This is a genomic window from Variovorax sp. SG517 (genome assembly GCF_013376045.1).
In the GTDB taxonomy this organism is placed as follows: Bacteria; Pseudomonadota; Gammaproteobacteria; order Burkholderiales; family Burkholderiaceae_C; genus Variovorax.
Genome location: NZ_JABMJG010000001.1, coordinates 367,989 through 385,647 on the forward strand (window position 1 = coordinate 367,989; position 17,659 = coordinate 385,647).

At 68.1% G+C, this 17,659-nt stretch carries 16 protein-coding genes; 2 read left to right on the top strand and 14 right to left on the bottom strand.

The window, feature by feature from the left end:
- Window positions 1-4: 4 nt before the first annotated feature.
- From FHT32_RS01575 to FHT32_RS01590, 4 genes are all read right to left on the bottom strand, one after another.
- Window positions 5-1,507 carry an efflux transporter outer membrane subunit gene (locus FHT32_RS01575; RefSeq protein ID WP_176662908.1) on the bottom strand — a complete coding sequence of 501 codons (1,503 nt, stop codon included), beginning with the start codon at window positions 1,505-1,507 and terminating at the stop codon, window positions 5-7.
- A gap of 197 nt (window positions 1,508-1,704) precedes the next feature.
- A complete protein-coding gene (locus FHT32_RS01580; RefSeq protein ID WP_176662909.1) occupies window positions 1,705-2,715 on the bottom strand; it encodes an aldo/keto reductase in 1,011 nt (336 codons plus the stop codon).
- A gap of 99 nt (window positions 2,716-2,814) precedes the next feature.
- The gene (locus FHT32_RS01585; protein ID WP_176662910.1) at window positions 2,815-4,383 is read right to left on the bottom strand and encodes an alkaline phosphatase; all 1,569 of its coding nucleotides are present in this window, start codon (window positions 4,381-4,383) and stop codon (window positions 2,815-2,817) included.
- 71 nt (window positions 4,384-4,454) lie between these two features.
- Window positions 4,455-5,723: a cupredoxin domain-containing protein gene (locus tag FHT32_RS01590; RefSeq protein WP_176662911.1), complete on the bottom strand. Its 1,269-nt coding sequence runs from the start codon at window positions 5,721-5,723 to the stop codon at window positions 4,455-4,457.
- 169 nt (window positions 5,724-5,892) lie between these two features.
- On the opposite strand from FHT32_RS01590, the gene FHT32_RS01595 reads away from it, so the two are divergent.
- Together FHT32_RS01595 and FHT32_RS01600 are read left to right on the top strand one after the other, a co-directional pair.
- Complete coding sequence (locus FHT32_RS01595; protein ID WP_176662912.1) at window positions 5,893-6,468, top strand: sigma-70 family RNA polymerase sigma factor; 576 nt, start codon at window positions 5,893-5,895, stop codon at window positions 6,466-6,468.
- A complete protein-coding gene (locus tag FHT32_RS01600; RefSeq protein ID WP_176662913.1) occupies window positions 6,455-7,144 on the top strand; it encodes an anti-sigma factor in 690 nt (229 codons plus the stop codon). The genes FHT32_RS01595 and FHT32_RS01600 overlap by 14 nt, the downstream gene beginning before the upstream one ends.
- A gap of 4 nt (window positions 7,145-7,148) precedes the next feature.
- Here FHT32_RS01600 and FHT32_RS01605 read toward each other — a convergent pair whose 3' ends face one another.
- From FHT32_RS01605 to FHT32_RS01650, 10 genes are all read right to left on the bottom strand, one after another.
- Window positions 7,149-8,399, bottom strand: a complete 1,251-nt coding sequence (locus tag FHT32_RS01605; RefSeq protein ID WP_176662914.1) for an MFS transporter — start codon at window positions 8,397-8,399, stop codon at window positions 7,149-7,151.
- 132 nt (window positions 8,400-8,531) lie between these two features.
- Window positions 8,532-9,224: an urea ABC transporter ATP-binding subunit UrtE gene (gene urtE / locus FHT32_RS01610; protein WP_019657834.1), complete on the bottom strand. Its 693-nt coding sequence runs from the start codon at window positions 9,222-9,224 to the stop codon at window positions 8,532-8,534.
- A gap of 11 nt (window positions 9,225-9,235) precedes the next feature.
- A complete protein-coding gene (gene urtD, locus FHT32_RS01615) occupies window positions 9,236-10,114 on the bottom strand; it encodes an urea ABC transporter ATP-binding protein UrtD (protein WP_019657835.1) in 879 nt (292 codons plus the stop codon).
- A complete protein-coding gene (gene urtC / locus FHT32_RS01620; RefSeq protein WP_176662915.1) occupies window positions 10,111-11,337 on the bottom strand; it encodes an urea ABC transporter permease subunit UrtC in 1,227 nt (408 codons plus the stop codon). The genes urtD and urtC overlap by 4 nt, the downstream gene beginning before the upstream one ends.
- The gene (gene urtB, locus FHT32_RS01625) at window positions 11,334-12,881 is read right to left on the bottom strand and encodes an urea ABC transporter permease subunit UrtB (protein WP_176662916.1); all 1,548 of its coding nucleotides are present in this window, start codon (window positions 12,879-12,881) and stop codon (window positions 11,334-11,336) included. The genes urtC and urtB overlap by 4 nt, the downstream gene beginning before the upstream one ends.
- A gap of 193 nt (window positions 12,882-13,074) precedes the next feature.
- Window positions 13,075-14,343, bottom strand: a complete 1,269-nt coding sequence (urtA, locus tag FHT32_RS01630; protein ID WP_019657838.1) for an urea ABC transporter substrate-binding protein — start codon at window positions 14,341-14,343, stop codon at window positions 13,075-13,077.
- 116 nt (window positions 14,344-14,459) lie between these two features.
- Window positions 14,460-15,140 carry a hypothetical protein gene (locus tag FHT32_RS01635; protein ID WP_176662917.1) on the bottom strand — a complete coding sequence of 227 codons (681 nt, stop codon included), beginning with the start codon at window positions 15,138-15,140 and terminating at the stop codon, window positions 14,460-14,462.
- A 122-nt stretch (window positions 15,141-15,262) separates the two neighbouring features.
- A complete protein-coding gene (locus tag FHT32_RS01640) occupies window positions 15,263-15,580 on the bottom strand; it encodes a nucleotide pyrophosphohydrolase (RefSeq protein ID WP_176662918.1) in 318 nt (105 codons plus the stop codon).
- Window positions 15,581-15,644: 64 nt separating this feature from the next.
- A complete protein-coding gene (locus FHT32_RS01645; protein WP_176662919.1) occupies window positions 15,645-17,105 on the bottom strand; it encodes an MFS transporter in 1,461 nt (486 codons plus the stop codon).
- 64 nt (window positions 17,106-17,169) lie between these two features.
- Window positions 17,170-17,574 (bottom strand): nuclear transport factor 2 family protein, encoded by a 405-nt coding sequence (locus FHT32_RS01650; RefSeq protein ID WP_176662920.1) that lies wholly within the window; start codon window positions 17,572-17,574, stop codon window positions 17,170-17,172.
- Window positions 17,575-17,659: the final 85 nt, after the last annotated feature.

The window sequence follows — 17,659 nt, forward strand, 5'->3', positions numbered from 1 at the left end:
GGCATCAATTCCCGGAAGTCTTCTGTGCGGCATCTGCTGTGGCTGCGGTGTTGGCGGCATTCCAGCCGCCGCCCGTGGCCGCGATCAGCGAGACGCTGGCGGCCAGCTGGCGGCCGAGCACCTGCGCGGCCGTGCGCTGGTTGGTGAGCGAGAGCGTCTGCGCAGTGACCACGCTGAGGTAGGTGGCGGTGCCCGCGCGGTACTGGCTCAGCGCCATGCGCTCGGCGAGCTGGGCGGCGCGCACGGCGTCGGCCTGCAGCGCGGATTCGTTGTCGAGCACGCGCAAGGTGGCCAAGTTGTCTTCCACCTGCTGGAAGCCCGCGAGCACGGTCTGCTTGTATTGGGCGACCGATGCGTCGTAGGCGGCCACGGCCTGGTCGGTGTGGGCCTTGCGCAGGCCGCCGTCGAACACGGTCTGCGCCAGCGCCGCGCCCAGCGACCACACGCGGCTGGGCGTGTTGAACAGCGTGCCCAGCGTGGCGGCGCTGAAGCCGCCGCTCGCGCTGAGCACGATCTGCGGGTAGTAGGCGGCCTTGGCGACGCCGATGTTGGCGTTGGCGGCCTGCACGCGGCGCTCTGCGCCGGCGATGTCGGGGCGGCGCTCCAGCAGCTCCGAAGGCAGGCCCGCGGGCGTCACGGGCAACTGCAGGTGCAGCGCGGTGGCGGACGAGAGCGATTCGGCGGTCGGCGGGTTCGACGGTGTTTCGAGCGGCGGCAGCGTGAACGATGCAGGCGCCTGGCCGGTCAGCACCGCGATGGCGTGTTCGAGCTGGCTGCGCTGGGCTTCGAGGTCAACCGCCTGCGCCTGCGCGGTCTTGAGCTGGCCCTCGGCCAGCGCCACGTCGGAGCGCAGCACGGTGCCGGCCGCGTACTGGTGCTGCGTGAGTTGGAGTGCCTTGGCGTAGGCGGCGGTAGTGCTGGCGTACAGGTCGCGCTGCAGGTCGATCACGCGAATCTGCAGGTAGTCCTGCGCCAGCGTGGTCTGGATGCTGAGCCGCGCGCCGGCCAGGTCGTCGGCGCTGGCCTGCACGCCGGCATTGCCCGCCTCGACCGAGCGGCGCACCGCGCCCCAGATGTCGGGCTCCCAGCTCGCGGCGAGGCCGAGGGTGTCAGTGGTGCCGAGCTTGACGGTGCCGGTGTTGTTGGTCTGGGCGCGCGTGGCGCCGGCATTAAGGCCCACCGTGGGGAAGAAGCCAGCCCGCGCCGCGGCGGACAGGGCCTGCGCCTGGCGGTACTGCGCCTCGGCCACGCGGATGTTCTGGTTGGCCGCGTTGGCCTGCACGATCAACGCGCTGAGCGTGCTGTCGCCGAAGGCGTCCCACCAGGGGTGGTCGGCGTCGATGGTCTGCGGGGCGGCGGTCTTCCAGGGGCCGCCGGTTTCCTTGAAGGCGGCGGGTACGTCCAGCTGCGGGCGAACGTAGTCGGGGCCGACGGCGCAGCCCGCGAGGAGCAAGGCGGCCAGCGCGAGGGCTGCGCGCGGGAGGGATGGGGCGTCGGAGAGGGCCATGATGCGGGGACTCTAGGAGCGCCCGCCAAACCCCTCGCTGTCGACTAACTGACAGTTCTGACAGTTTCGGTCTTCCTCCCTCCCCCGCTGGGGGAGGGTTGGGGTGGGGGCACGATGGCGCTCAAGAAAGCGCAGCGCCTGTTCGGAGGCCTGCCCCCATCCCTACCTTCCCCCAGCGGGGGAAGGAGAAAAAACACTCAGCGCGGTGCGTCGCCCTTGCGGTACTCGGCGGTCAGCTCGTCCAGCTTCTGCTTGAGCGCCGGATCGAGCTTGTATTCCGCCGCTGCGATGGTCGCGTCGAGCTGGTCGGGGCGGCTTGCGCCGAGCAGCGGCGCGGTGATGAGCGGGTTCGCCATTACCCAGGCCACGGCCAGCGTGGCCAGCGGCACGCCGGCTTCGTCGGCGAGCTTGTGCAGCTGCGTGACGGTGTTGAAACTGCGTTCGTTCCAGTAGCGGTCTTGATACATGCCGCCTGCGGTGCCGAGGGTGAAGCGGGTGTTCTCCTCGGGCTTGCCGCCGGGCTTGTACTTGCCGGTGAGCAGTCCGCCCGCGAGCGGGTTGTAGGGAATCACGCCCAGGCCCTCTTCCGCGGCCAGCGGCAGCAGCTCGCGCTCGATCTCGCGGAACAGCAGGCTGTAGCGCGGCTGCACCGACACATAGCGCGTGAGCCTCAGCAGGTCTGACTTGCCCAGCGCACGGGCCAGGCGGTAGGCCAGGAAGTTCGACACGCCGATGTAGCGCGCGCGGCCCGACTTCACGATGGTGTCGAGAGCCTCCAGGCTCTCTTCGAGCGGCGTCTCGCGGTCGTCCATGTGCAGCTGGTAGAGGTCGACGTGGTCGGTCTTCAGCCGCTTGAGCGAGGCGTCGATGGCGTCCAGCAGGTGCTTGCGCGATGCGCCCTGGTCCCAGCTGTTGGGGCCGACCTTGTTGACGGCCTTGGTCGCCAGCACGAAGCGGCGGCGGCCCGAGGGCCCCTGCTTCTCGAGCCAGTTGCCGATGATCTCCTCGGTGCGGCCCGCCGTCTCGATGGTGCCGCCGAGCGGGTAGACATCGGCCGTGTCGAGGAAGTTGATGCCGCCTTCGGCCGCCTTGTCGAGGATCTGGTGCGACACGGCCTCGTCGGTCTGCAGGCCGAAGGTCATGGTGCCGAGGGCGAGGCGGGAGACGGTGAGGCCGGTGCGGCCGAGACGGGTGGAGGGAATGCTCATGGTGTTCGGTTCTCGCTCGGGAGGGAAGGAGATGAGATGGAAGGAAGGGAGCGGCGGCCATCATAGGCACGGCCGCGCAATCCTGCAGGCGGGCGAGGTTTAGCTGCCTTCGGCGTGCACGCCAGGCGCACCGCGCTCGACCGAGAAGCGAGCCATGGTGCCGACCGGCGAATCGGCCGTCTTCTCGTCCTCCACGGCGCGGAAATCGACCGTGGCGCCGCGCGCATCGAGCGTGGCGATCGCATAGCCGCGCCTGTCGGCCCGCCCGTAGCGCAGCTGCGGATTCTTCGAGAGCATGTTCACCACGCCGGCAGCACTCGGTCCTTCGGAGGTGATGGCGCCACCGACGAACTCGGTCGCGACCAGCGGCCCCTGCTGCGCGTCGCCGCGCCGCAGGTCGGCGGCCCAGAAGGCGTGCACGTCGCCGCTGGCGACCAGCGCATTGCCGCCGCGCGACTTGTGTTCGGCCAGCGCGTCGAGCAGGCGCGCGCGGGCTGCGGCATAGCCGTCCCAGCCGTCCATCCAGTAGCCGTGTTCGGAGCCGCGCTTGCGGTCGGCCTCGGCCATCAGCGTGGGCTGGGCGAGCACGGTCCAGCGCGCGGGCGGCGCGGCGAGTTCGCGGGCGAGCCAGGCCTCCTGCTGCGCGCCGAAGAGGCTGCGCCCGGGCGCAAAGCGATCGGCGCAGTCGGCCAGCGGCGAAGCGCTGCGCCCGGAAAGGCAGGCATGGTGCGAGCGGTACTGGCGCCCGTCGGTCAGCAGCAGGTCGAGCATGCGGCCGAAGCGGTAGCGGCCGTAGATGAGCGCATCGGGGCCGCGCGGGCGCATGCTGGCGGGCACGGGCATGTGCTCGTACCACGCCTGGTAGGCGGCTGCGCGGATCGCGAGGAACTGCGCAGGGTCGGCCGTGCGCGGCGATTCGTCGTTCGTGTAGTCGTTGGCCACCTCGTGGTCGTCCCAGGTCACGAGCCATGGGAAGGCGGCGTGCGCGGCCTGCAGCTGCGCATCGGCCTTGTAGAGCGCGTAGCGGTCGCGGAACTCGGCGAGCTGCGTCGGGATGCCGCCCTCGTGCCGGCGCACCTGGTGCGACTTGCGGGAGCTTTCGTAGATGTAGTCGCCCAGGTGCACCACGAAGTCGAGCGGCTGCGCGGCCATGTCGCGGTAGGCGGCGTAGTAGCCCTGCTCGTAGTGCTGGCAGGAGGCGAAGGCGAAGCGCAGCTGTTGCAGAGCCTCGTCGTTGTCGGCTGGCGTGGTGCGTGTGCGGCCGGCGGGGCTGCGCCCACCGCCGGCGGTGAAGCGGTACCAGTACCAGCGCGCCGGCGACAGGCCCTGCACCTCGACGTGCACCGAGTGCGCGAGCTCCGCTGTCGCGACGGCCCTGCCCTTCGCGACGATGCGCCTGAAGCCCTCGTCGTCGGCGACCTCCCAGTTCACGTCGACGGGCGCATCGCCCATGCCGCCGCCGTGCAGCGGCTCAGGTGCGAGACGCGTCCAGAGCACGAAGCCGTCGGCGCGGGGCACGCCCGAGGCCACGCCCAGCATGAATGGATAGCGGTCGCCCGATGTCGTACCCGACGGCTGCGCATTCAACAGCAAGAACGGATGGCCAAGCGATGCGGCCGCGAGGCCGCCACACAACAGGCGGCGGCGCGAGAGTCTTTCTTCCTTCATCCAGCACAATGTCGTGCGCTTCGCTCGCTCCTGTCAATCGGGCAGCGCACAGGCCGACTGCGTGGACCCGGCTACGGCCCCATCACGGTGACCCGCGCCGTCATGTACGGATGGACCGAGCAGACGTAGTCGTACACCCCCGGCTTGTCGAAGACGCGGGCGAAGGCCTTGCCGGGCAGCAGCAGGTCGATGCCCGCCGAGCCGTCCTTGAAGGCCAGGCCGTGCGGCGCGCCGTCGTCGTTCTGCCAGCTCACGCGCTGGCCGGCCTTGACGGTGATCTGCGCGGGCTCGAAAGCGAAGTTGCGGATGGTCACGTGCGCCGAGCCGCCGGCGTGCGCGCCGTCCGCAGACGCTGCAGGCGAAGCAGCGGTGGCCGCCGTGCGCTGCAGCGCGATCTTGCGCGGCGCATTGCCCACCTGCACCGTGCGCATCGGCCCGCCCGCGAGGTCGACCACGCTGACGTCGTTGGAGCCCTCATTGCTCACCCAGAGCTTCCTGCCGTCGGCCGACAGGTCGAGCCAGTGCGGCTGCTTGCCCACGGGAATGCTGCGCACGGCCGTGTGCGCTGCGGGGTCGAACAGCATGACTTCGCCGGGCCCCTGCACCACCACCACGCCGCTGGCCATGCCCGCGAAGTGCTGCGCGATGTGCGGCGACACGCCCGTGGGCACCGGCGAGCCCCACTGGTTGTTGGCCGGATCGAGCACCTGCACGGCCGCAACGCCGGCCAGCGTGAGGTAGAGCGACTTGCCGTCGTGGCTGAACTCGAGGTCGCGCGGCGGCTTGTCGAGCGGGATCTGTGTGACCACGGCGCGCGTCGCCATGTCGATGACCACCAGCGCGAAGTGCCCCGGCTCCTGCGATGCGACGTACGCCTGCCGCCCGTCGGGCCGGATGGCGATGGTGTGCGGCTTGGGCACCGGCACGGTGGCGCTCACGCCATGCGCCGTGGTGTCGACGAAGGCCACGCGGTCGTCGCCGTTGACGGCCACCAGCAGCCACTTGCCGTCGGCCGTCATGGCCAGGCCCTGCGGGCCCTTGCCCACATCGATGGCGCGAGTCACGCGGTCAGCTGCGGTGTCGATCTCGCTCACGGCGGCTGCGCCCGAGCCGCTGACGAACACGCTGCGGCCATCGGGCGTGAGGACGATGCCATCGGGCCCCGCCGCCACCGGCAGCGTGGCCACGACGCGCTCCGAAGCGGTGTCGATCACGCTGACCGTGCTGTCCTTGAAGTTGCCGACATAGGCCTTGGGGCCCGCGGCGAGCGCCGGGCCGGCCGAGGCCGCCAGGGCCGCGAAGATGACGAGGATGCGTGCGAAGCCGGACATGGCGATCATGGTGAAGACCCTCATGGAAAGGGAAAGAGGAAGACGCAACGGAAGAAGCAGAATCCGCAAAGGGCATGACGCATGGCGTGCCCTGCCTATTCCAGCGGCGCAAAAAGAAAAATCAAGAAAAGCTGGAATAAAGCGCCGGACTGCCACGTCATGCAGGAAGAAGGAGCCCTTGAGCCTGTCGACCGACCGCACACGCCAGTTCGAAGCCGCCGCGCTGCCGCATCTCGATGCGGCATGGAACCTCGCGCGCTGGCTGCTGCGCGACGACCAGCTGGCCGACGACGCGGTGCAGGAGGCCTATCTGCGCGCGTTCCGCTTCTTCGAGGGCTTGCGCGGCGAGAGCGCGCGGCCGTGGCTGCTGGGCATCGTGCGCAACGCCTGCTACGACTGGATGCGGCAGAACCGGCAGCTGGCCGACCAGGTGGAGTTCGACGAGCTGCGCGACAGCGAGGCGGTTTCAGCGCCCTCCTCGCCCGAAGCCGGCGATCCGGCGCGGCAGTGGGAGCAGCGCGTGCAGAGCGAGCGTGTCAACGCCGCCATCGATGCGCTGCCGCCGGTGTATCGCGAGGTGATCGTGCTGCGCGAGCTGGAGGAACTGCGCTACGAGGACATCGCGCGCATCGCGGGCATACCGCTGGGCACCGTCATGTCGCGGCTGTCGCGTGCGCGCTCGATGCTGCGCGAGAGCCTGCGCGACGAACGTCCCGGCGATGCGGGAGGAAGGACACGCCATGTCAATGTCTGACGAGGAACTGGGCACGCTGATCCGGCGCCACGCCGCGCGGCACATACCGACCGAGGGGCTGGCCGCGCGTATCGGGAATGCGGTGCGCGCGGAGGAAGCCGCCGCGCCGGCACCGGTGCCGGCATCAGCTCCCGCGCGACAAGGCCGGAGGCTGTGGCAGGGGCTGGCATGGTTCGGCACCGGCGCCGCCACGGCCTGGGGCCTGGCGCTCGTGCTGCTGGCGACGCCGGTACCGCCTGCCGACGCGCTAGCCGAAGGCATCACGGCCAACCACGTGCGCTCGCTGATGGCCTCGCATCTGGCCGACGTGGCCTCGTCCGACCATCACACGGTCAAGCCCTGGTTCGCCGGCAAGCTCGACTTCTCACCGCCGGTGGTCGACCTCGCCGCGGAGGGCTTTGCGCTCGCGGGCGGGCGGCTCGATTACCTGGACGGGCGCACCGTGGCGGCGCTGGTCTACCGCTCGGGGCCGCACGTGATCAACCTGTTCGTGTGGCCGGCGCCGGATGCAAGGGCGCAGGCGCCGGTGGCTTCGGCGAGGCAGGGCTACCAGCTCGTGCACTGGGCCCAGGGCGGCATGCAGGCCTGGGCGGTGTCGGATCTCAATGCGACGGAGCTGCAGAACTTCGCAGTGCTGCTGCGCGAGCGAACCGCGCCGGCGCCTTCGCCGAAGTAGCAGCTCAGCAGGCGACGGCTGCCGGCCGGCGTGCAGCGGCACGCGCACTCGCCACCGCCCAACCGAAGATGCCGAGCCCGGCGAGTGCCAGCAGCGCGCCGACCCAGCCGGTCGAAGTCCAGCCCAGCCCCGCGGCGATCGCCACGCCGCCGAGCCATGCGCCCAGCGCGTTGGCCATGTTGAAGGCCGAGTGGTTGAGCGCAGCAGCGAGCGTCTGCGCGTCGCCCGCCACGTCCATCAGCCGGATCTGCAGTGCCGGGCCGATGGCCACGGTGGTGCCGATGAGGAACACGTTGATTGCAGCCGCGACCACGTTGTGCGCCGCGAAGGTGAACACCGCGAGCACCAGCGCCGCATAGACCATCACGCCGCCGATGGTGCGCATCACCGACTTGTCGGCCAGCCGCGAGCCCACGAGGTTGCCCACCACCATGCCGAGGCCGAAGAGCGCGAGCACGATGGGCACGCCGCCCACCGACATGCCGGCAACCTCGATCAGCGTGGGCTTGATGTAGCTGAACACCGAGAACATGCCGCCGAAGCCGATGGCGGCGATGCCGAGCGTGAACCACACCTGCTTGCGCTTGAGCGCGCCGAGCTCGCGCCAGGGGCTGGCGCCGGCGGCTGGTGCCATGTCGGGGATGTCGCGGCGAAGCAGCGCGATGGCCACCAGCGCGATGAGGCCCACGAACACGAAGGCCGCGCGCCAGCCGAAGTACTGGCCCAGCCACGCCGCGATGGGCACCCCCACCAGCGTGGCGCCGGTGAGCCCCAGCATCACGAGCCCCACGGCCCGCGCGCGGCGACCCGGCGGCGCCAGCGTGGCGGCCACCAGCGCGGCCACGCCGAAGTAGGTGCCGTGCGGCAGGCCGGCGGCAAAGCGCAGCAGGTTCAGCAGCAGGTAGTTGGGCGCGATGGCGCTGGCGAAGTTGCCGGCCGCGAAAACGGCCATGAGCGCGATCAGCAGCGCGCGGCGGCGCCAGCCGGCGGCCAGCACCGCGAGCACCGGGGCGCCGATGACCACGCCGATCGCATAGGCGCTGATGACGTGGCCGGCCTGCGGGATGCTCACGCCGATGTCCTTCGCCACCTCGGGCAGCAGGCCCATGATGACGAACTCGCCGGTGCCGATGGCGAAGCCGCCGACGCCGAGCGCGAGCACCGCGCGAAGGAAGTTGGCGGGCGCGCCCGAAGGCAGGGTGAAGGAAGAAATGTCGGTGGCCGCGCTGTCCTGCGCGGGTGGGGAGGCGTTCAAGGCCAGGCTCCTGGGAGGGGTGCCCGGCGGCAGCGGGCAAGGCACGATTTTAGGGTAAACCCTGAAACCGTACCGATACGCAGATGCCGATGACCTTGTACTGCCAGGGCCGCGAGGCCCTCGCCCGTGGGCTCAGATGGCCACCAGCTGCCGCACGCCCTGCGCTTCCATGTCCTTGCCGAGGCCGCGCGCGATGACCTCGCCGCGCTCCATGACGAGGTAGTCGTCGGCCAGCTCCTGGGCGAAGTCGTAGTACTGCTCGCACAGCACGATGGCCATGTCGCCCCGGTCGGCCAGCATGCGGATGACGCGGCCGATGTCCTTGATGATGCTGGGCTGGATGCCTTCGGTGGGCTCGTCGAGGATCAGCAGGCGCGGCTTGGGCGCCAGCGCCCGGGCGATGGCCAGCTGCTGCTGCTGGCCGCCGGAGAGGTCGCCGCCCCTTCTGTTCATCATCTGCTTGAGCACCGGGAACAGCTCGTACAGCTCCGCCGGGATGGGCGTGCCGCCGCTCTTGTAGGCCAGGCCCATGCGCAGGTTTTCTTCTACGGTGAGCCGCGCGAAGATCTCGCGGCCCTGCGGCACGAAGCCGATGCCGGCCCGGGCCCGCTCATAGGGCGTGGCCTTGTGGATCGGCTTGCCTTCGAGTTCGATGCTGCCGCTCTTGATGGGCACCAGGCCCATGAGCGACTTCAGCAGCGTGGTCTTGCCCACGCCGTTGCGGCCCAGCAGCACTGTGACCTTGCCCAGCTTCGCCTCGAAGCTCACGTCGCGCAGGATGTGGGAGCCGCCGTAGTACTGATGGATGTTCTTGACTGTCAGCATGGTTCGTTCCCTCAGCGGCCCAGGTAGACCTCGATCACTCGCTCGTCGGCCTGCACCTCGTCCAGCGTGCCCTGCGCGAGCACGGAGCCGTCGCACAGCACGGTGACGATCTCGGAGATGGTGCGGATGAAGCTCATGTCGTGCTCCACCACCATCAGCGAGTGCTTGCCCTTGAGCGTGAGGAAGAGTTCGGCGGTGCGCGCGGTTTCTTCGTCGGTCATGCCGGCCACGGGCTCGTCGAGCAGCAGCAGCTTCGGGTCCTGCATCAGCAGCATGCCGATCTCGAGCCACTGCTTCTGGCCGTGGCTCAGGTTGCCGGCCAGGCGCGAGACGCTGTCGGCCAGGTGGATGGTTTCGAGCACTTCGGCCAGGCGGTCGCTCTGCGCGGAGTCGAGCCTGAAGAGCATCGACGAGCGCACGCCCTTGTCGGTCTTCAGCGCGAGCTCCAGGTTCTCGAACACGGTCAGGTGCTCGAACACCGTCGGCTTCTGGAACTTGCGGCCGATGCCCAGCTGAGCGATCTCGGCCTCGCGGTGACGCAGCAGGTCGATGGTGCTGCCGAAGAACACGGTGCCTTCGTCGGGGCGGGTCTTGCCGGTGATGATGTCCATCATCGTCGTCTTGCCCGCGCCGTTCGGCCCGATGATGCAGCGCAGCTCGCCCGGTGCGATGTCCAGCGACAGCTTGTTGATGGCCTTGAAGCCATCGAAGCTCACGCTCACGTCTTCGAGGTAGAGGATGCGGCCGTGCGTGACGTCGACTTCGCCCGGCGTGACGTGGCGGCCGAAGTCGGCGGCGCGGCCACCCGATTCGGTACTGCCGCTCACGTAGTGGATGCCGCTGGCTCGTGCGGCGCGCTCGGCGCCTGCTTCCATGAGGTCGGGTGTCATGCGCGTGCTCCCTTCGCATCCACCGGCAGCGAGGCCAGCGCATCGGGCTCGACGCCCTGCTCCACCGCGACCGCACGGCGTGCCTCCTGCACCGGTTCGGGCTGCGGCTTCTCTTCTTCCTTCTTCTCCCTGGAGAGCCACTTGCGCACCAGGCCCACGATGCCGTTCGGCAGGAACAGCGTGACAGCAATGAACAACGCCCCCAGGAAGTACAGCCAGTACTCCGGATAGGCCACGGTGAGCCAGCTCTTCGCGCCGTTGACGATGAAGGCGCCGATGATCGGCCCGATCAGCGTGGCGCGGCCGCCCACAGCCGCCCAGATGGCGATCTCGATGGAGTTGGCAGCACTCATCTCGCCCGGGTTGATGATGCCGACCTGCGGCACGTACAGCGCGCCGGCCACGCCGCACATGACGGCCGAGATCACCCAGATCGTGAGCTTGTAGGGCAGCGGGTTGTAGCCCGAGAACATCACGCGCGTCTCGGCGTCTCGAATCGCCTGCAGCACTCGGCCGAACTTGCTGCCGATGAGCCACTTCGCGAACAGGAAGAAGCCCAGCAGCGTGGCGCCCGTGAGCGCGAAGAGCGTCATGCGCATCTCCTGCGTGGCGATCGGGATGCCCAGAATGCGCTTGAAGTCGGTGAAGCCGTTGTTGCCGCCGAAGCCCGTCTCGTTGCGGAAGAACAGCAGCATGGCCGCGAAGGTCATCGCCTGCGTGATGATCGAGAAGTACACGCCCTTGATGCGCGAGCGGAAGGCGAAGAAACCGAACACGAAGGCAATGAGGCCCGGCACCGCGACGATCAGCACCAGCGTGGCGATGAAGCTGTCGCTGAAGGTCCAGTGCCAGGGCAGCGTCTTCCAGTCGAGGAACACCATGAAGTCGGGCAGGTCGCTCTTGTAGTTGCCGTCGCGGCCGATCTGGCGCATGAGGTACATGCCCATCATGTAGCCGCCCAGCGCAAAGAAGAGGCCGTGGCCCAGCGAGAGGATGCCGGTGTAGCCCCAGATCAGGTCCATGGCCAGCGCGCAGATCGCGTAGCACATGATCTTGCCGACCAGCGCCACCGCGTAGTCGCTCATGTGCAGCGGGCTGTCCGCAGGCACCCACATGTTGAGAACGGGCGCCACCGCGCACACCACGATGAGCGCGACGAAGAAGGCCGTCCAGCCCTTGCCGCTCAAGAGCGGCCCCTTGGTTGGAAGTACGACCTTGCTCATGCCTCTGCGCTCCGGCCCTTCATTGCGAAGATGCCCTGGGGCCTCTTCTGGATAAAGATGATGATGAAGACAAGCACCGCGATCTTCGCGAGCACCGCGCCCGCCCAGCCTTCGATGAACTTGTTGAGAATGCCCAGTCCCAGCGCCGCGTACACGGTGCCCGCGAGCTGGCCGACGCCGCCCATCACGACCACCATGAAGCTGTCGACGATGTAGCTCTGGCCCAGGTCGGGGCCGACGTTGCCGATCTGGCTCAGCGCGCAGCCCGCCAGGCCCGCGATGCCGGAGCCGAGCGCGAAGGCGTAGGTGTCGATGCGCGCGGTGTTCACGCCCATGCACGAGGCGATCGGGCGGTTCTGCGTGACGCCGCGCACGAACAGGCCCAGCCGCGTGCGGCCGATGAGCCAGCCCATCGCCAGCAGCACCAGAGCCGCGAAGATGATGATGCATATGCGGTTCCACGGCAGCGTGACGTTGCTCAGCATGGTGAAGCCGCCGCTCATCCAGCCGGGGTTTTCCACGCCGACGTTCTGCGCGCCGAACAGCGTGCGCACCAGCTGCTGCAGCATCAGGCTGATGCCCCAGGTGGCCAGCAGCGTCTCGAGCGGGCGACCGTAGAGGAAGCGGATCACGCCGCGCTCCAGCACCGCGCCGACAAGCGCCGATGCCATGAAGGAAACGGGGATGGCGGCCACCAGGTACCAGCCGAAGGCTGCCTCGGGCATGTACTTCTGGAAGATGCCCTGCATCACATAGGTGGCGTAGGCGCCGATCATCATCAGCTCGCCGTGGGCCATGTTGATGACGCCCATCAGCCCGTAGGTGATGGCCAGGCCCAGCGCGGCCAGCAGCAGCACCGAGCCGAGGCTGATGCCGCTGAACACGGCGTTGATGCGGTCGCCCCACACCAGCGCGCCATCGATGCTCGCGATGGAGGCGACGATGGCGGCCTTGACGTCCGCCTCGGTCTCGTCGGCCAGGCGCTGGTTGAGCAGCAGCTTGGTGTCGGGGTTGCGGTTGTTGCCCAGCTCCTTGGCGGCCACCAGACGCTTGGCCTTGTCGGCGCTGGTGAGCATGCTGGCGGCGCGCACCAGTTCGAGCTGCGCCTTGATCTTCGGGTTGGTCTCGGCGGCCAGCGCCTTTTCGACCATGGGCAGGCGCGACTCGTCGGGCTCCTTGAAGAGCGCCTGCGCGGCTTCGGCGCGCACCGCGTCGTCCTTGCTCGTGAGCTTGAGCGCGGCCTGCGCGGCATCGAGCGCGCCGCGCATCAGGTTGTTGTTGACGACGTCCTCGGCGGTGTCGGGCACCTTCAGCTCGGCGCCGGTCACCGGGTCGTAGCCCTTGTCGTCCTTCATCACGAAGACCTTGTCTTCGGTGTACTTGACCGCGTCGTCGGACATGGCCTGGATGAATGCTGCCGTCTTGTCGTCGGCCGTGAGCACGGCCTTGTTGAGCGCGGCGATGCGGGCTTCGGAATCGCCGGAGGCGATGGCCCGGGCTTCGTCGGCGGTCAGCGCATGGGCGGCCGATGCCATCAGCAGCATGGCGGCGATTGCGCAGTGAAGGGATCGTCGAAGCATCATGAAATTCGTGTTGCTCCCTCTCCCCTGGGGGAGAGGGTTGGGGTGAGGGCCTGCGGCCTTCAAACAAACGCGGCGGCCAGATCGACCGCCGTTGCCCTCACCCCCGCCCTCTCCCCGAGGGGAGAGGGAGCAAGGCAAGGGGCTTGTCGATCAATTACATCGACTTGCCAGCCGGATAGTCCGGCTTCTTGTCGTTGCCCTCGATGTACGGGCTCCACGGCTTGGCCTTGACCGGGCCCGGCGTCTTCCACACCACGTTGAACTGGCCGTCGGCCTTGATCTCGCCGATGAACACGCTCTTGTGCAGGTGGTGGTTCTTCTCGTCCATCTTCGAGACGATGCCCGAGGGAGCGGTGAAGGTCTGGCCGGCCATGGCGGCGATCACCTTGTCGGTGTCGGTCGACTTGGCCTTCTCGACCGCCTGCTTCCACATGTGGATGCCGATCCAGGTGGCTTCCATCGGGTCGTTGGTGAGCGGCTTGTCCTTGTGGCCGGCGATGTTCTTGGCCTTGGCGTATTCGCTCCACTGCTTGATGAAGGCGGTGTTGGTCGGGTTCTTGATCGACATGAAGTAGTTCCATGCGGCCAGGTGGCCCACCAGCGGCTTGGTGTCGACGCCGCGCAGTTCTTCCTCGCCCACCGAGAAGGCGACCACCGGCACGTCCTTGGCCTTCAGGCCGGCGTTGCCGAGTTCCTTGTAGAAGGGCACGTTGGAGTCGCCGTTGATGGTCGAGACCACTGCCGTCTTGCCGCCGGCCGAGAACTTCTTGATGTCGGCGACGATGGTCTGGTAGTCGCTGTGGCCGAAGGGGGTGTACTTCTCGTCGATGTCCGATTCCTTCACGCCCTTGCTCTTGAGGTAGGCGCGCAGGATCTTGTTGGTGGTGCGGGGGTAGACGTAGTCGGTGCCCAGCAGCACCCAGCGCTTGGCGCCGCCGCCTTCCTTGCTCATCAGGTAGTCGACGGCCGGAATGGCCTGCTGGTTGGGCGCTGCGCCCGTGTAGAACACGTTCTTCGAGAGCTCTTCACCCTCGTACTGCACGGGGTAGAACAGCAGGCCGTTCATTTCCTCGACCACCGGCAGCACCGACTTGCGCGACACCGAGGTCCAGCAGCCGAAGATGACCGACACCTTGTCCTGGCCGAGCAGCTGCTTGGTCTTCTCGGCGAACAGCGGCCAGTTGGAGGCCGGGTCGACCACCACGGGCTCGAGCTGCTTGCCCAGCACGCCGCCCTTCTTGTTGATGTCGTCGATCGCCATCAGCACCGTGTCCTTCAACACGGTTTCCGAGATGGCCATCGTGCCCGACAGCGAGTGCAGCACGCCGACCTTGATGGTGTCGGCGGCGAATGCGGGCGCAGCAGAAATGCTGGCCAGCGCGACGGCGGCGGTGAGCGCCTTGAGTGTGAAACGACGTTGCATGTTGACTCCTGCTCCGGGGTGGTTGAACCTTTTCGACAGCCTTGGCTGGCGTGGGAGGGAGTCTGCGGAATGCACCACAAAGGGGAAATACGCCGGGTGGCGTACACGGAAGGTATTCAGGCCGGTGGACGGCTGCCGGAAGCCGGCTTCCCCTTCTCCGGTTTGGAGGCGCGAGTGCACATTTCTTCGAGAAAGCCCGGCTCCAGCCTGTCGCGGTTGGATTCGGCCTTTCGGGCCCAAGCGCAGGCATTGGCGAAATCGTTCTTTAGGTAGTACGTGAAGGCCATGTTGGAACTCGCGTTGCGCGCCGCCGGCGAGATCTGGAGCGCTTTTTTCAGCTGGACCTGACTGGCATCGAGCCGCTTGTGCGTCATGAGAAAGTGGCCGTAGTCGACGAAGACGCCGGCATCGACCGTCGGCTTCGAGGTGGCCAACCGGAACATGCCCTCCACATCGGAAGATGGATCGTCGCGAAGCGCAAGCACCAGTGCGAAGCCGTGATAGACATTGCCGTTCTCCGGGTCCAGCAACCACGCCTGGTTGAAGCGCGCCATGGCCGTCGCCATGTCTCTCTTGCCCCAGGCAGCCCAGCCCTGCTTCAGCATCTGTTTCGCGCCCTCCGCCCGCGAGAGGCCCTGCTTCTCGATCGATGCGATGAAGTCGGCGTCGGCGTTCTTCATCTCTTCCGTCTTCGCGCGACCGCCGTACATCGGCAGCTGGTTCATCGGATGCGGATCGGCAGAGGCTGCAACGGCAGCAAGCAGCAGCAAAGTCACCAGAGTGCGGAGTCGTTTCATTCGGAGTTCCCTGAAAGTCCTTGATGGAAGAACGTTGCAGGCTAGGGAACGCCTCCTCGGCACGAACCAATGAATCAGGAAAGCATCGCTATTCGATACCTGAGGAACATCGAGGCGAGACGTTATGCCGGGACAGGATACTTTTTTGCGTTGAGAAGCATCTTGCTCCGCGCCGCTTCGACCACATCGATGCCGAGCTTGTCGGCGAGCTGCAGCAGGTAGAGGAAGACGTCGGCGATCTCGGTGCCGATCTCCGCGCGCTTGTCGGGCGACAGGTCGCGGCTCTGGGCTTCGGTGAGCCACTGGAAGTGTTCGAGCAGCTCGGCCGCCTCCACCGACAGCGCGGAGGCGAGGTTCCTGGGGGAATGGAACTGCTCCCAGTTGCGGGCCTGGGCGAAGTCGCGCAGGGCTTGGGTCAGTTGCTGCAGATCGGTGGCCATGTCTGTCCTGTCTTGCGGACAGGAGAGTTTGGCATGGCCACCCTCAGCGCACGGCGCTTCGGTTTCAGGCCTGCCGGCTGCCGCGCCGGTGCAAGGCCGCCACCAGCAGCGCCGACACCGTCAGGTACAGCAACGCCACCCCGAAAGCACTCGCATATGCCCCCGCATCCGGCGCATGGCCGAGCCGTCCGTAGAAAAGGATGCCGATCAGCGCCACGCCCAGCGCGTTGCTCGCCTGTTGCACCATCGAGATCACGCCCGAGGCCACGCCCGCATGCTGCGGCGGCAGGCCGGCCAGCACGGTGGAGACCAGCGGCGCCATCACCATGCCGAGCCCCGCGCCTTGCACCAGCAGCAACGGCACCATCCACGCCACGACGTGCGAGTGTCCGGGCCAGACGGCCACGTTGACGAACTGCAGCGCATGTCCCGCGGCGAGCACAAGGGCACCGAGCGCGATGGGCGGCTTGCCCCCGAAGCGGCGTGCCAGGCGCGCACCCGCCATCGACGTCGCGAAGAAACCGGCCGCCAGCGACGTGAAGACGATGCCCGAGCTGAGCGGATCGAGTGCGAGGCCCTGCTGGAGGTACAGCGCGAGTACGAAGTACAGCGAGGCGTTGCCCACGTAGAAGGCCAGCGTCGTGAGCAGGCCCATGCCGAAGCGGGCATTGGCGAGCATCACCGGAGCCACGAGCGGCGTACCGCCGCGCACGGCGAGCCGGCGCTGCTGGTATGCAAAGGCTGCGAGCAGCGGCAGCGCGGCCGCAAGGCACAGCCAGCTCCACAGCGGCCAGCCCTGTTCGCGGCCTTCCACCAGCGGCAGCACCACTGCCGCCGAGCCCGCGGCCACCAGCAGCATGCCGACGAGGTCGAGCCTGCTGTTGCCGTTGTTCGCCAGCGGCGGAATGACGCGCGGTGCGAGCATCAGCGCCAGCAGGCCGATCGGCACGTTGATGAGAAAGCAGCTGCGCCAGGCGAGACCCGCCAGGTCGGCATGGATCAGCAGGCCGCCGACCAGCTGCCCGAGCGTCGCGCCCAGCCCCAGCGTGAGTCCATAGGCCGCGAAGGCGCGCGCCCTGTCTTCGCCGGTGTAGGCCAGGCCGATCATCGCCAGCACCTGCGGCTGCAGCAGCGCGCCGGCCAGCCCCTGCAGCACGCGTGCCGCCACCAGCAGTTCGGCGTTCGGCGCCATGCCGCAGGCGGCCGAAGCGAGCGTGAACAGCAGCAGGCCCAGCATGAACATGCGACGGCGCCCGAACAGGTCGCCGAGCCGGCCACCGGTGATCAGGCCCGCGGCGGTGGCCAGGCCGTAGCCGGCCACCACCAGCTGCAGGGTGCCCGCGCTCGCCTGCAGTTCGCGCTGCATCGACGGCAGCGCGACGTTGACGATGAAGAAGTCCAGCACCACCAGGAAGGTGCCGCTGAGCATGACCCACAGGCTCAGCCGGCCGGGCCTTGTGGCGCCCGGGCTCTGGCTGCCGGTGGAAGAAAGCGATGCTGCCGAAGCGATGTTTGACTGCGTCATGATGGATTCGAGTGTTGGAAGGAAGCAGCGCGGGGGCAATGACCTCGGAGGTCATCGGCCAGGTTCAGGCGGCGGGCGTGGGCAGGATGAACTGATAGTCCGTGGCGATGCGGCCGTCTTCGGCCAGCACCAGGAACTCCAGCCCGAGCGCGGCCACCGGACCGCCCGCGGCCGGGACCATGTGCCAATGGAACATCACCGCGTCGTGCAGGAACTGAGCTTCGCCCGCGCGGACGAAGCGAAACCCGGCGTCGCGCACGTTCTTCTCATGCGAGCCGGTGACGCGCTGCTGCAGCGCCTCGTGGCCCTTGGCCTGCAGCGTGCGCACGTAGTGCTCGCCGTCGGGCACCCAGAGGCTGGCGATGGCGGCGCGGCGCGCCTCGGCATCGGGTTCGTTCCAGACGGCGACGTAGCGGTCGGCGAGTTGGGTGAAGTCGGTGAAAACGGTGAGATCGGTCCTGGTGTTCATGGCCTGCTCCTGCTGGTTCTTGAATGAGTGAGGCCGCAGTTTCTGCCGCCGGCACTGGACAGTGAATGCCCAGGAGGCCGAAAAT

Bases quoted from the DNA above. Each gene is read 5' to 3' on its own strand.
- urtA (WP_019657838.1), bottom strand. From the start codon at position 14,343: ATGCAACGTCGTTTCACACTCAAGGCGCTCACCGCCGCCGTCGCGCTG.
- FHT32_RS01650 (WP_176662920.1), bottom strand. From the start codon at position 17,574: ATGAACACCAGGACCGATCTCACCGTTTTCACCGACTTCACCCAACTC.
- FHT32_RS01635 (WP_176662917.1), bottom strand. From the start codon at position 15,140: ATGAAACGACTCCGCACTCTGGTGACTTTGCTGCTGCTTGCTGCCGTT.
- urtE (WP_019657834.1), bottom strand. From the start codon at position 9,224: ATGCTGACAGTCAAGAACATCCATCAGTACTACGGCGGCTCCCACATC.
- urtD (WP_019657835.1), bottom strand. From the start codon at position 10,114: ATGACACCCGACCTCATGGAAGCAGGCGCCGAGCGCGCCGCACGAGCC.
- FHT32_RS01640 (WP_176662918.1), bottom strand. From the start codon at position 15,580: ATGGCCACCGATCTGCAGCAACTGACCCAAGCCCTGCGCGACTTCGCC.
- FHT32_RS01585 (WP_176662910.1), bottom strand. From the start codon at position 4,383: ATGAAGGAAGAAAGACTCTCGCGCCGCCGCCTGTTGTGTGGCGGCCTC.
- FHT32_RS01645 (WP_176662919.1), bottom strand. From the start codon at position 17,105: ATGACGCAGTCAAACATCGCTTCGGCAGCATCGCTTTCTTCCACCGGC.
- urtC (WP_176662915.1), bottom strand. From the start codon at position 11,337: ATGAGCAAGGTCGTACTTCCAACCAAGGGGCCGCTCTTGAGCGGCAAG.
- FHT32_RS01600 (WP_176662913.1), top strand. From the start codon at position 6,455: ATGTCAATGTCTGACGAGGAACTGGGCACGCTGATCCGGCGCCACGCC.
- FHT32_RS01575 (WP_176662908.1), bottom strand. From the start codon at position 1,507: ATGGCCCTCTCCGACGCCCCATCCCTCCCGCGCGCAGCCCTCGCGCTG.
- FHT32_RS01590 (WP_176662911.1), bottom strand. From the start codon at position 5,723: ATGATCGCCATGTCCGGCTTCGCACGCATCCTCGTCATCTTCGCGGCC.
- FHT32_RS01580 (WP_176662909.1), bottom strand. From the start codon at position 2,715: ATGAGCATTCCCTCCACCCGTCTCGGCCGCACCGGCCTCACCGTCTCC.
- urtB (WP_176662916.1), bottom strand. From the start codon at position 12,881: ATGCTGCTGATGGCATCGGCCGCCCATGCGCTGACCGCCGACGAAGCC.